Origin of the sequence: Pseudoalteromonas porphyrae (assembly GCF_001298125.1) — a bacterium.
Taxonomy (GTDB): domain Bacteria; phylum Pseudomonadota; class Gammaproteobacteria; order Enterobacterales; family Alteromonadaceae; genus Pseudoalteromonas; species Pseudoalteromonas neustonica.
Window position 1 is genome coordinate 1 of sequence record NZ_LHPH01000034.1, and the last position, 13,914, is coordinate 13,914.

The window sequence follows — 13,914 nt, forward strand, 5'->3', positions numbered from 1 at the left end:
CTTAAATTCAAGACTCTGATTTTAAAAAGGCGTTTAATAGAGTCACAAACAAAGCAGGCTCTCGTTACTTTCTATACAAGAGTAACTATTAACTAATTTTTTAGTGATCTGTATTTGTTTGTAAGCAGGGTTTTGCAAGATCATTCGGCTATTAAAAATGAATACATAAGTACGAATTGCAAACCGACAATTTGATACAACAAAATGAAGTTTTGATTCAAGGGGAATCGAGGATGTTAAAAGTAAAAATGAATAAACTGCATCTAGCAGTGAGCGCATCGCTTATTACATCAGCATTAAGCCTACCTATGGTAGCACACAGTGCCGAAGCAAAAAGTACCGATGAAGTTGAAGTAATACAAGTACGCGGTATTCGCGGCAGTGTCGTTAAATCACTTAATACAAAGCGTTACTCAGATTCAATCGTTGATGCTGTAACCGCTGAAGATATCGGTAAGTTCCCCGATCAAAACGTCGCAGAATCACTACAACGTATAACAGGCGTATCAATTAGCCGTAATTTTGGTGAAGGTGAACGAGTCAGTATTCGTGGTACAGCTGAAAGCCAAAACCGTACCTTATTAAATGGCCAAGCCGTTGGCTCTGCCGACTGGTGGACAAACTCAGCAGCGAGTCGTGGTTTTAACTACACTATGTTGCCTTCTGAAATTGTATCTGGCTTAGAAGTATATAAGTCACCAGAAGCTGACATAGATGAAGGCTCAATTGGTGGTACCGTTATTGTTCGTACACGTAAGCCTCTTGATTTAGAAGCCAATAAAATTGCTGGCTCGGTGCTCGCGCAGCACAGTGAAATTTCGGGTGAGACCGACCCACAGTTATCTGTCATGTATAACTTTAAGAATGACGATGAAACATTTGGTGCACTTATTTCATTAGTTCGCCAACAGCGTAATCTTCGCCGTGACGGAATTGAATCATGGAGCTGGGCAAAACGTGACATCACTTTAACTGATGGCACAGTTCATAAAAATGTATACAGCCCAGGCGGCGGCGGTTCAGCCATGTTCTTACAAGAGCGTGTCCGTACCGGTATTAACTTAGCCATACAATATCGCCCAACTGAACAATTAGACTTAACTTTTAATGCATTAGATTCAACGCTTGAAGCAAATAACGAAAATCAAAACTTCTTATGGATCCCAGGTTATGGTCAACGTGCAGCTGAGTACGACCAAAATGATGTTTTAACTCGCCCTGCAGATCCACATTACAATAGCGTAGACCTTATTAATCACGACAAAGTGGGTCAAATGTTAGTCGGTGGTGAGCTCGCATTGTCACCAACAGGAAACAACATTCTTGATGAAACCAAAGTGCGTAACTCAGAAATTAAAACTAAATCATATGATTTAAAAGCTGATTACCAAGGTGAATTGTGGCTAACCAGCGTACATGTTGGTTATACCGAAGGCAGTGGTGGTTCACAAGCTGACCGAAGTGTAGGCTGGGAAGGTAACTACGTACACAGCTTTGATACTTCTGGTGTGGAAGATGTACGTACCACGTATGGTGCAGATCCTGCAGACGGTAAACAATGGGATTTAGGTTTTTTACGCTACGACAGCAACAATGCTAAAGATGATGAAACGTACTTGCAGGTTGATTTTTCGCGCCCAATTGACATCGCTGTCTTTAATAATGTGAAGTTTGGTTTGAAATACCGTGATCATTCTCGCTTTAATACAAAACACACTACAGACAACCGTACAGATTTAAACTGGAATTTGGCTGATTACTCGCTTTCAATGCCATCAGATTACCTATCTGGGCTAGGCTCTGACGGCACATTACGTAACTATGCAATCACTGATTCAAACAAAATTCGTGCTGAGGGTGATGCACTAGGCTGGAATTACCGTGTACTAAAAGCAAGTACCTTTGAAGTTGAAGAAAAAATCACCGCTGGTTATATAAAAGCAGATATTGATGTTGATGGTATGCGCGGTAACTTAGGCGTACGTTTAGTACAAACTCAACAATCTACAGCAGCGTATGTTGGTACCAGTGGTTCTGAAGTATGGACTCATGATGATCGTGACTATTTCGATATATTACCGAGCATCAATTTAGCCGTTGACTTAGATGAAGATTTACTACTTCGATTTAGTGCCGCGCGTGTTATGTCTCGTCCTGATTACGCTGCAATGACACCATCTACATCTTATAACCTTGAAACTAAAACAGGCAGCGGTGGTAATCCTGAAATCGACCCGTACCGTGCTACACAATTTGATACGGGTATTGAGTGGTACTTCAGCGAAGCAGGCTTGTTCTCTGCGGTCGTATTTTACAAAGATATTCAATCATTTTTAGATGTTACACCCAGCCTAGAAACACACGAAGGCGTAGAAATATTAGTAAACCGCCCTACTAATGGCCGTTCTGGACGAATTCAAGGTTTAGAGCTTGGTTATCAACAAGAGATCTATGATGGCTTTGGTGTAAATGCAAACTATACGTTTGTAGATGGCGAAGCAAAAGACGCTGACGGTAACGATACTATTATTCCTGGCAACTCTGAGCACACAGTTAACTTAAGCACTTACTATGAAACAGAGACCTTTAGCACGCGTATTTCATATAATTTCCGTACTGGTTATAACTCAGGCCAAGGCCATGGCTATGTAGATGATTACGGTCAAGTAGATGCTAACTTTACTTATAATGTAAATGATAACTTAGCACTGGTATTCGAAGCCATTAACCTAACTGATGAGCATACATTTAGCTATCAAGAAGAAGGCGTACAACAAGCACTTACAGGTGTGTATGCTGATGGTCGCCGGTTTGTAGCTGGAATTCGCTTTAACTTTTAAAGTCGTTTTTGTCGAACTCCAAGCTAACACAGGTATTCGACTCTCGCCATGGATGGCAGCCCCTATGCCCAGGGGTTTAAAGCAGGTAGTCATTTGACTATCTGCTTTTTTTCGTTGTAGGCAAATTAAAGTATTACTAAGGCAAACCCGCCCTAGTAATAATAAACAAAACAAGTACAATCAATAGTTAAAAACGTTACTTGGTCAACATCGGCGAAACTTAATACGTGTCAACAAGCTCAGCAATTCATCTTAAAATACAATACATAGGGTTTTGTAGTTACAAATCCTTTGTAATATTGTTTTGCCTGATTTTTACGCCATTAACGAAAGCAGATTTACTCAGCGCGACGCTTAATTACCACCAAGGAAGCTATAGCGAAGCGAAACGTGAATTTTTACAACTTGCCCATTTAGGTAATGCAGATGCGATTTATAATGTTGCAGTGATGTATTTACACGGTCAAGGTGTCGAAAAAAACAAAGCCCAAGCATTTGCTTGGTTTAGTTTAGCAGCAGATTTTGGCCTACTTGATGCTCGCGATACAGCTATGCTGATTGCGGAGCAAACAGATAATAAGCAACCACTTGATGATGCCTATAATGCATTACTAAAACAACTTAGCTTTCAATGGTATGACCAACAATTACGGCCAGAATTAAACGCCAGTCCTGCATTGCATTTGAGCCCTGAACGTCGCTACACAGTCGAGCCTAAATACCCCGAACACGCATACAAAAATGGCATTGAAGGTTGGGTATGGTTAGAGTTTGATATTGATAAAAGTGGCGCAGTCACTGATATTACTTTAATTGATTCATACCCTGAAAAAACCTTTGATAAAGCAATTATTAATGCCGTTAGACGTTGGCAATACCAAGGTAATAACCAAACCTTACCTTACTATAATCGCTCTTTGCTTTACCATTTTACAACCTACAAAGGCAAGCAATACGAACAAAGCTTTAAGAGTCAACAGCGTGAATATAACGAAAAAATTTCAGATCTAATCGATGCTGCTGAACAAGGCAACGCGTTAGTCCAATATTATATTGCGAATTGGCTGAGTTCAAATGATTACAATGCTACACGCTTACTAAAATATCATTGGCAACAAGCCAACGCCAATGGTGAGCTCTTGTTACGCTCTGCCGTAAACGGCTATGCTAATTCGCAGTATCGAATTGGTGCAAATATGCTGCGAGGTAAATATGGCAAAGTTGATCGCGAAAAAGGCTTAAACTGGATTTTACTTGCCGCACAAAGTGGTTTTGCTAGTGCGCAATACCGCTTAGGCCGAGAGCTATTAAATAGCCAGTATGTCGATTACGCCCCAAATAAGGCGCTAAAATGGCTAAGAGCCGCAGCGGAACAAGGGCTATTTAGTGCAAAACGCGATATTGCCTTGTTACTTTTTGATTTAAAAAAACCAATGCAGCAAGTCAGCACTGCCCTTAATGAAGCGTTGGCTGGTGATAATGAACACCCACAATTATTATTGCTAAAAGCGAAAATACACGCTGCTACTGGTAATTCAAATGATGCTAGAAAGCTTTCTAATAGCGCACTAAAGGAGGCGCAAACCCGCAACTGGGATCAAAGTAGCATTAGGCACTTTATTGCGACATTGCCTTAGCTGCTTTGTGTAATAAAATATCAGTCTCAATCCCATCTACTTGACTAAACACAACTTGACTTCCATCTTCAGAGCTACTGATATTGAGATTAATATCAATATCATAACCATATACACCAAGCTCTTTTATAAATACATTTCGGTTTTGCTGTGTTAAATAACAATACAGCAATAGTTGATGACCTTGACGTAACACATAATAAATCCCTTGTTTAAAAACCGCGGGTTTAAAAAGCTCAAGCGAAGGTAACAACTGCGAAAGCGGTAATTGATGTTCCAATACCCTCGATAGGTAAGTACGTACATGTAAATCATGTTCTAAATAGGAACTATTGAGCTGCCATAAAGCATGCTCTTCATCTAATGTTTCAAAGTTAGTATTATCTGCAACCAATGTATTACTCATTAGCTGAATATCGTAGCGCCAATCTTGCCATTGTGGTTGCTTATTAATGCCTCGTGCGCTTTTCACTTGATAATAAATACTGTGGCTGTCTTGTGACCAATGCACCCCGTTGAGTTGATCAAAACCAGAAATAATGGGCACTAAGCGGCGTGAAAAAGTGTTAATCAAATAGATATTCTGCTGCTCGTCAGCCAACAACACATTGTCACCATTAGGAGAGAAAAGTAGATACTTTGGTGTAATATCACTGGGTAATGTGGCAATAAGGTTAGCCGCTTTACGCTGCTTATGTTTTAACCACACCTCGATATGTTTAAACCCTGTGATGCCTCTTCTTTGCAATGAAATAAACGCACTTTGCTGCCCGTCTGGTGATACGGCAGGCAAAATATCCATCCGTGCTGACGATGATAGTTGCATCGTACTTAGGATCTCAGGGGTATCTTGGCTTAGGTCTAATTCAATTTGATACAAATTCACCCTTGCCTGCCCTTCAGCATGAGCGATATCTCCGGTTTGCGGGTTAACAGCTAAATCAGCAATAAAACCTAATGGTTGGTGTACTACCTGTTCGTTACCTTGATAATCATAACGACGTAATGCATCATCTCCTAACCAATAATAATTGTCTTGCGTATCAAATAATAACGGTGCATGGCTATGACGGCTTCGTTTTATTTCATTGCGTTTAAGTGAGCCTGTTAAATCGACCTCACTGACGCTAAACCACCCCTGATCTTTTTCAAGTAACAACATTTTTTTATTGTCGTTTATATCAAATGTGATTGGCTTAAAATCACCGACTATTTCTTGATCTAATAAGGTTGGCGTGGGCGAGAAGCCTAACGTATATTTTACAAGGCGTGGCTGCTCATCTTGCCAATGAGTCGTATAAATAGTGCTTTCATCCACCCAATGTAATTTGCTAGGCCCATGACTTTGTTGGCATCGGGTTAATCTAAATTCAGGGCTCAAACGCCAAGTTTCAATCGCATTCGATACTGGCATAACACGGATATCACAGCTAATAGGATCATACCTAAAGTAAGCAAGCCATTTACCATCGGGTGACCATACTGGCGCTTCTTCTGAATAACCGGAACTTTTAATACTATGTACCGTTTTACTTTGGTGATCATAAACAGCTAAATCAAACTGACTTTGCTGATCGTTTGATTGGCTAAACGCTAAATATCTGCCACTGGGTGAGTAACGTAAAAATACTTCGGCACCAGGAGCTGAAGTAATACGAGATTGATATTCATAGTTTAGAATGGGCACGTTAGGAGAGAGTAAATACTGACTAACTAATGTAAGCCCGGCACCTAAAATTAAGCCTACAGCAACAAATAAAGCAGATATTCGCGGCGTTGTAGGGGTCACTTTTTCTAGGAACGAAGGGGCATCACTTACTTTTGCTATTAGCTGATAACCAACCCGCGGTACAGTACGAATAAACAAAGCCGTATTTTTATCATCATGCAAGCTTTTTCGTAATTGCGTGACCAACTGGCTTACTGAATTATCACTTACAACAACATTAGGCCACAGCGTATCCATAATTAAATCTCGAGATACTGGCTGCCCTTGATTGTTTAATAGTAACTTTAGCAATACCAATTGCTTAGCTTCAACTGCACACCAACTTCCAGCAACTTTTATTTTTAAGGCTGCAAAGTCAACAAGTACATCATTAAGTAATAACTGTTTTGGTATGGTTGTAGGCATCGCTCGTTTTTCACACACGTTAATCTATGGTTAAATAAGCCAAGAAGGCGTATTATAGATAAATATGATTCATCATAACACAGCACATTAATAGCTACTTATTTTATAAGCACTTAATCCGTAGCGAAATTTTCAAATCGTTTTAATTGGGTCGGGTATGACGATAAACACACTAAAATTTGTTAACATAACGATTCTTTTCCCTCTTTGTTTTTTTATGGGTATAACGAGCGCTGTAGCTGAGACTAATAAAAAGCAGCTAGAAACCATACAAATTAGGGGGTTTCATGACAGCGCTATCAAATCACTACAAGATAAACGTGATAGCAATTCGATTATAGAGGCTATTAGCGCACAAGATATCGGTAAATTTCCTGATAAAAATGTTGCTGAAGCACTCCAACGGATCACGGGAATTTCTTTATCACGCGCACAGGGTGAAGGTGAACGCGTAGGTGTAAGAGGCACAACCCCAGAACAAAATCGCACCTTTTTAAATGGCCAAGCTATCGCCTCCGCAGACTGGTGGATTTCAACTCAACCAAACCGTGGCTTTAACTATACCTTATTACCTGCAGATCTCGTCTCTTCACTTGAGGTTTATAAAACACCACAAGCCGATCATAATGAAGGTTCATTAGGTGGCTCTGTTAATATTAAAACACAACGACCGCTGCACACAGATAGCAACCACTTTGTTGCTAACGCACAAGTGCAATACAATGATTTATCTGGCGAATTTGATCCACAACTAGCCATTTTTTATAATTGGACAAATTCAAAAAAAGATTTTGGTGCGCTTATTACTGTAACGCGAAATAAACGCTCACTGCGCCGAGATGGCCTTGAGTCATGGGGCTGGCATGAACAAAATTTTAACAAAAACCCCGATGATACTCTAAGCCCCACGACCAATGAAAATGCTGATATTAAAAACCTTTGGACACCCGGCGGCGGCGGCTCAGCTATTTTTCAACAGCAACGTGTTTTAACCAGTGCCACAGCCAATTTTGAATACCAACCAAACTTAGATTGGAATATACAGCTTAACACCTTGTACTCCGTCCTCAATGCCGACAACAATAATCAAAATTTTTTATGGCAACCAAGTAGCGTATTTGCTCGCGGTGGTAGCATAAGTAATGTACTTATAAACGACAATACATTGAGCTACGCTCGTTACTCACAAGTCCCAGGTGATAATTCGCAAAATTTACCTTTTAGTACTGCAATGGAGGCTATTTGGCGTGATTCACAAATCAATACTAGCAGTGTTCATCTAATTATCAGTCAGCAAGCTCACTTGTGGCAAAATCAATATCAACTTGGTTTTACCAAAGGAGGTGGCGGCTCAAAACAAGATCATACGTCACAGTTTTCAGCGAATACCGCGTTTAGCATCGACACTAGGCAGCGCAAAAACATTGTTGCCAGTTACGACACTTCCCCACTCGATGCAAAATCATGGCAACTCACACAAGCGCGCAACGACAGCCAAGACTCCAATGATCAAGAATTATATTTGCAAGGAGACTTTGAACGCGCTATTGATCATTCAATTATCAGCGCGATCAAAATAGGGGCAAAGTACCGCGATCATCAACGCGATTTTATTCGTTATCGCTCATTCAATGGTGCATTTGATGGCATAGCGCAGCAACTTGACTGGACCTTAGCTGATTACCCAGCAACGTTCCCTCAAGGATTTCTAGCTGGTATTGGCAATCAACACACGCTAAAAAATTATAGCTATGCTGATATAGGTGCGTTGTCTGCAGACTTCGCAGACATCGATTTTATCCAACAAGAAGAAAAAGCCAGCCGCTTTGATATTCAAGAGCGCACTACCGCAGGTTATGTTAAATTAATGCTTGATGGTGATGAGTACCGCGCGAACCTCGGTGTAAGGCTTGTTAACACTCAGCAAAACTCGGGAGCATACCGACGCATTAGTTCTGTTGGCTCCGAGCAAGATCGTTTTATGTGGCAGCAACATAAAAAGGATTATCTAGACATTTTACCCAGCGCCAACATCAGTATCGATCTCAGCGAAAATATAATCGCCAGAGTAAGTGCTGCGCGAGTAATGTCACGTCCGCAGTATAATCACTTAATGCCTTCAACAAATTATAATGTTACTCAAGCACAAGGCCAAGGCGGCAACCCTGATCTCGATCCTTATCGTGCCAATCAATTTGATTTAAGCGTCGAGTGGTATTTTGATGATGCCGCCCTGCTCTCATTTGCCTTATTTAATAAAGATGTTGAATCGTTTGTTGAATTTAAGCGTAGCATTGAACAACACGAAGGCATTGATATGACAATAGATAGGCCAATAAATGGCAGCGGCGGTACTATCCGCGGTGTTGAGATTGGCTACCAACAAGAACTCATTTATGGATTCGGCTTAATCACCAATTATACCTTTGTTAATGGTGATCGCACAGACAGTGTCTCAGGGCGCAATAATTATGTTCCTGGCACCTCAAAACACACCATTAATTTAACCAGTTACTATGAAAATGATTGGATAAGTTCACGTCTTGCGTACAACTACCGCACTCATTTTGCCACTGGCGTAGGGGAAACCATGATGGATGACTTTGGTCAGCTTGATGGCAGTATTACCTTTAAAGTATCTGATAGTTTTGACTTTGTTATTGAAGCGATAAACCTAACCGATGAGATCACTTACCTGTATGAACGTAATGAATATGCACCAACGGGGATTTACCAAAATGGTCGTCGCTTTTATCTTGGCGTTCGTTATAGTCATTAATCGTCAAATACGGAGCTTAATCGCATTTATTAGTTTGTTAGGTACATCCTGATATAATCCTTCGATAATTAAACTTGCGAAGGAAAATAACAATGCTAAAAACTAGCTTAGCACTGGCAATTGGGCTTACAAGCTCGTTGGCATTTGCCGCAACGCCTTTAACCGTTGAAGATATACCAAAAATTCAATCGGTTATTCAAACCAGCATTAGTCCTGATGGCGACAATGTTGCATTTACTCGCTCTGTACCGCGTGAACTTTACGTAGATAAAAATGGCACTAACTATAGTGAGCTTTACGTTGTTGACGACCAAGGCGTAGAGCGCCCGTTTATCACAGGCTCCGTTAGTATCAAGAGCATTCAATGGTCTAATGACAGTAAAACAATCTATTTTTTAGCCAAGCTAAATGAAGATAAATTTACCTCACTGTACCAAATTCCTGTAGATGGCGGTCAAGCGAGCAAAGTGCTTTCGTTAAAAGGCACATCAATTTCAAGCTATGAATTAAGCCCAAATAACAAGCAGCTAGCTATTTTAGCTATGCCAGCGGCTGATAAATCTGAAAAAGAACTTAAAAAGCTTGGCTTTATGGCTGAAGTTTATGAGCTTGGCTTAAAAGATAAACAGCTTTTTATTATTGATCTAGCCAAAGCTGACAAGCCTCTCACTCCTAATGCACTGAACATTGCCAACTACGTGAGTGAAGTTAACTGGGCAGCCGGTGGTGAAAAGTTACTGGTTAAAACTCAGCCAACCGCTTTAATTGACGATAAATATACTAAGTCACAATGGCACTTATTTGATATCGCGAGCAATAAAGTAACCATGTCATTTGCTACCGAAGGCAAATTAGGTGATGCTGAGTTATCGCATGATGGTAAATACATTGCAATCTTAGGCGCAGAAGATAAGCATGACCCATCAACAGGTCGTTTATTTTTAGCTGATACAAAAACCGGCGATGTAACTGACTGGCTGCCTAACTTTATGGGCCATGTTGTTGACTTTGAATGGTCTCATAAACGTAACACACTTAACTTTATTGCCAATGTTGGCACACAAAGCTTTGTAGCAACGATTAAAACTGGCTCTAATAAATACAAAAAAGTTATTAAAGAAGGCAAATTTATTGCAGCAAACCTAAGTGTATCTGATTCAGATAAAACCTTGGCGCTACGCGGCAATACTGCAACCCACCCTAACGAAGTATTTATTATTCGTGGTAAAAAAACAGAGCGTTTAACTAATTCAAATACATGGTTAGATGACAAACGTTTTGCTAAACAAGAAACTATTTCTCTTAAAGCCCGTGACGGCGTTGAAATTGACGGCGTACTTGTCTATCCACTTGATTATCAAGACGGGACACGTTACCCATTGATCATGTCTGTGCACGGTGGTCCTGAAAGCCATGATAAAGATGGCTGGGTAACTAACTACTCTCGTCCTGGTCAAATGGGTGCGGCGCGTGGTTATGCAGTATTTTATCCAAACTATCGTGGTTCAACGGGTAAAGGCGTTGATTATTCAAAGCTTGGTCAAAACGATTACGCAGGCAAAGAGTTTGACGATTTAGTTGATTTTAAACAGCACCTTGTCGAAATGGGCCTAGTGGATACTAAACGTGTTGGTATTACTGGCGGCTCTTATGGCGGGTATGCGTCGGCATGGGGCGCAACAAAACTGACTGAACATTTTGCGGCAAGCGTGATGTTTGTTGGTGTCACAAACCAATTGTCTAAATTTGGTACTACTGACATTTCAAATGAAATGAACCTAGTGCATGCGCGTTCATATCCGTGGGATAAATGGCAGTGGTATTTAGAGCGTAGCCCTATTTACTGGGCTGGCCAATCTAAGACACCACTGCTAATCATGCATGGTAAAGAAGATCCGCGCGTACACCCGGCGCAATCAATGGAACTTTACCGTTATATGAAAGTGCAAGGTAAGGACGTGCGTCTAGTTTACTACCCAGGTGAAGGCCATGGTAACCGTAAAGTAGCTGCACAATACGACTACAGCTTGCGCTTAATGCGCTGGATGGATAACTACTTAATTGATGGTAAAAAAGACATGCCAGCATTTGAGATCGATCATGCAGCAAAATTAAAAGCAGCGAAAGACGCAAACAAATAACATTATTTTTGCGTTAAATAAGTTAACTGGCCAACGTTCACGTTGGCCTTTTTATTTTTAAACATAGCTATCGTTAGGTGTAATATAAATACTGCTATCAGTAAAACTTACAAAAAAACCTTACCTGAAATTATGAATTTTAAAATAAATCATTATATAACAAAAGCTTAAAATATGGCTTTTACCTTGCAACATTCATTGAAATTAATGAACAATGTAAGGAAAAACCATGAACATTTTTGAAGCACTACGTCACGATCATGACAAACAACGTTCACTTGTCGATGCATTGATAAACACACATGGCGAGTCATCTGATCGACAATCAATAATGAAAGACTTAAAAAATGAGTTAGAAGAGCATGCAAAGTTTGAAGAGCGCTACTTTTATAATCCATTGATATGTGATGATCTTACCCAAGAGAAAGCGCGACATGGCATAGCAGAGCACCATGAAATTGACGACCTAATTGAAAAACTTGAAGACACAAAAATGACTTCATCAGCATGGCTGATTACCGCTAAAAAATTGCATCACCTTGTGCATCATCACCTTGCGGAAGAAGAACATGAAGCTTTTCAATTAGCAGGAAAAGTACTTACTGACACTCAAAAAATAACACTAGCAAAACAATACAATGAGGCAATGAACTAATACTTTAAATTACACTCGTCCTTCGCGAATAAAACACGCAATGTCTGTACCGTGTTTTATTCGTATTAAAGGTCTTTTTAAATATTGTATTAAAATTACTACGGCAAAAAGTTGCCGTCACACTATCGATTACGCCCATAAAAAACATTAAACTTAATAACTTAGCGTCTATTTACACTATTTAAAAAGCATTAACCAAGTCAGCCCCTAAAAAAGGTACTTCTGGCACCAAATTTGCTGTATTAGCTTTTTTTGCCAAGGATGACAAATTGCTGACAGTTAATTCTCGCTTTTTAAATACGTTGCAATCATTAAATATTTCGACGACAAAAGAATCTCAGTTTGAGCAGCTCGCTTCAGGAAAAAGAATCAATAGTGCAAAAGATGATGCTGCTGGCTTACAAATAAGCAATCGTTTAGCTACCCAAATAGCGGTTAAACAGCAAACATTAAGAAACTTACACGATGGTATTAGCTACGGCCAAGTTGCAGATGCAGGACTGGAAGAACTCACTACCGCTTTACAACGTATGAGAACACTTGCATTACAATCTGCAAATGGCAGTAATGCTGAACAAGATCGCTTGGCACTGAACGATGAATACACTGCATTACAAAACCATATTGACTCAGTTACAAATAACACTGAAATTTTTGGCAAAAAACCATTAATGTCAAAACCATTAATAGAAACAAACTTAAATAACGTACCTCTTATTAGTGAAGCATTTACAAATAATATAGAAAAAAGTTTATCTTCAGGATACGTTTCTTTAGGTGTGATACCGCCAAACTCTACAAATGTCAAAATATCAATCGACAGTTTTGGACAAAATGATGATATAAACTTATTTACACAAACTGGTGAACATCTCGTCGGGCAAGATTTAACAACTGACCAAAATAACATAGAAAATCAGCTTTTTACGTCAGCTAACGGCTACCAAGGTAATGAAGCATACAGTAATACAAACTTATTTGATGGCGCTGGGTTTAACTTTCCTGCAGTAAATACCCAAACGGTTAAAGGAATGAACTTTACTTACTCTGGTAATGGTAACCCCGGTAATAACAACGAAGAAGTATCAATTGCAAATGTCACTGAGCCATTGCTGCTAACTATTATCGGGAATGGTAGCTTTGCTATCACTGTATCTTGGGACACGTTAGGCACACTCTCATCACAGGCAAGTTCATCAAGTGATGGTCCTATGTTAGTCACATCAACTGATAGAGCAATTGGCGAGGATGGTTATATTATCTTTAAAGATATTGATGCTAGCTCTAGCTCACTGACGATTGGTGGGACTTCAATTGCAACAGAAAATAATGCACAAAGTGCTATTTCACGTATCGATACTGCGCTTGCTCGCGTAGGTGCTTTTCGCTCAGAAGTGGGAGCGAAGCTAAACTCAATTCAAACAACAATACGTAACGAATCAAATCAATCGGGCCTCTTAAGCAACTCGAAGCAACGTATCCAAGAAACTGATTACGCTAAAGTAATGGCTGAGAAAATTTCGACTGACATCATTGAGCAGGCTGGAATATTAGTCGCATCACAAGCAAAAAATGCTGTCAAAGATGGCATTCTCACGCTGCTTTCACAAATAGAGTAATATATTTTATTTAAATTATTGCGTCGCAAACTGATTGCGACCCCAAAAATTTTAAACATGTGAGTAGTAATCTAGTGATGAAGTTGATCCCACATCACTCAAGTTGTTC

7 protein-coding genes are annotated in these 13,914 nt (G+C 39.9%); 6 read left to right on the top strand and 1 reads right to left on the bottom strand.

Annotated elements, in window-relative coordinates:
* Positions 1-233 precede the first annotated feature (233 nt).
* Complete coding sequence (locus ADS77_RS20200; RefSeq protein ID WP_054456026.1) at positions 234-2,840, top strand: TonB-dependent receptor; 2,607 nt, start codon at positions 234-236, stop codon at positions 2,838-2,840.
* Positions 2,841-3,067: 227 nt separating this feature from the next.
* Positions 3,068-4,477, top strand: a complete 1,410-nt coding sequence (locus tag ADS77_RS20205; RefSeq protein ID WP_235575821.1) for a TonB family protein — start codon at positions 3,068-3,070, stop codon at positions 4,475-4,477.
* Here the strand turns inward: ADS77_RS20205 and ADS77_RS20210 are convergent.
* Positions 4,458-6,629: a winged helix-turn-helix domain-containing protein gene (locus ADS77_RS20210; RefSeq protein ID WP_152960648.1), complete on the bottom strand. Its 2,172-nt coding sequence runs from the start codon at positions 6,627-6,629 to the stop codon at positions 4,458-4,460. The genes ADS77_RS20205 and ADS77_RS20210 overlap by 20 nt on opposite strands.
* A gap of 199 nt (positions 6,630-6,828) precedes the next feature.
* Here ADS77_RS20210 and ADS77_RS20215 point away from each other — a divergent pair, with 199 nt between their 5' ends.
* The 4 genes from ADS77_RS20215 (at position 6,829) to ADS77_RS20230 (ending at position 13,805) form a co-directional block, all read left to right on the top strand.
* Positions 6,829-9,390: a TonB-dependent receptor gene (locus tag ADS77_RS20215; RefSeq protein ID WP_054456029.1), complete on the top strand. Its 2,562-nt coding sequence runs from the start codon at positions 6,829-6,831 to the stop codon at positions 9,388-9,390.
* Between the two features lie 92 nt (positions 9,391-9,482).
* Positions 9,483-11,531, top strand: a complete 2,049-nt coding sequence (locus tag ADS77_RS20220) for an alpha/beta hydrolase family protein (RefSeq protein WP_054456031.1) — start codon at positions 9,483-9,485, stop codon at positions 11,529-11,531.
* Positions 11,532-11,760: 229 nt separating this feature from the next.
* Complete coding sequence (locus ADS77_RS20225; protein WP_054206715.1) at positions 11,761-12,186, top strand: hemerythrin domain-containing protein; 426 nt, start codon at positions 11,761-11,763, stop codon at positions 12,184-12,186.
* Positions 12,187-12,455: 269 nt separating this feature from the next.
* Positions 12,456-13,805, top strand: coding sequence for a flagellin (locus tag ADS77_RS20230; protein WP_054456033.1), 1,350 nt, complete (start codon positions 12,456-12,458; stop codon positions 13,803-13,805).
* The last annotated feature ends 109 nt before the right edge of the window (positions 13,806-13,914 follow it).

Excerpts from the sequence above, each read along its gene's own strand:
- ADS77_RS20220 (WP_054456031.1), top strand. The coding sequence starts at position 9,483 with ATGCTAAAAACTAGCTTAGCACTGGCAATTGGGCTTACAAGCTCGTTG.
- ADS77_RS20200 (WP_054456026.1), top strand. The coding sequence starts at position 234 with ATGTTAAAAGTAAAAATGAATAAACTGCATCTAGCAGTGAGCGCATCG.
- ADS77_RS20225 (WP_054206715.1), top strand. The coding sequence starts at position 11,761 with ATGAACATTTTTGAAGCACTACGTCACGATCATGACAAACAACGTTCA.
- ADS77_RS20215 (WP_054456029.1), top strand. The coding sequence starts at position 6,829 with ATGGGTATAACGAGCGCTGTAGCTGAGACTAATAAAAAGCAGCTAGAA.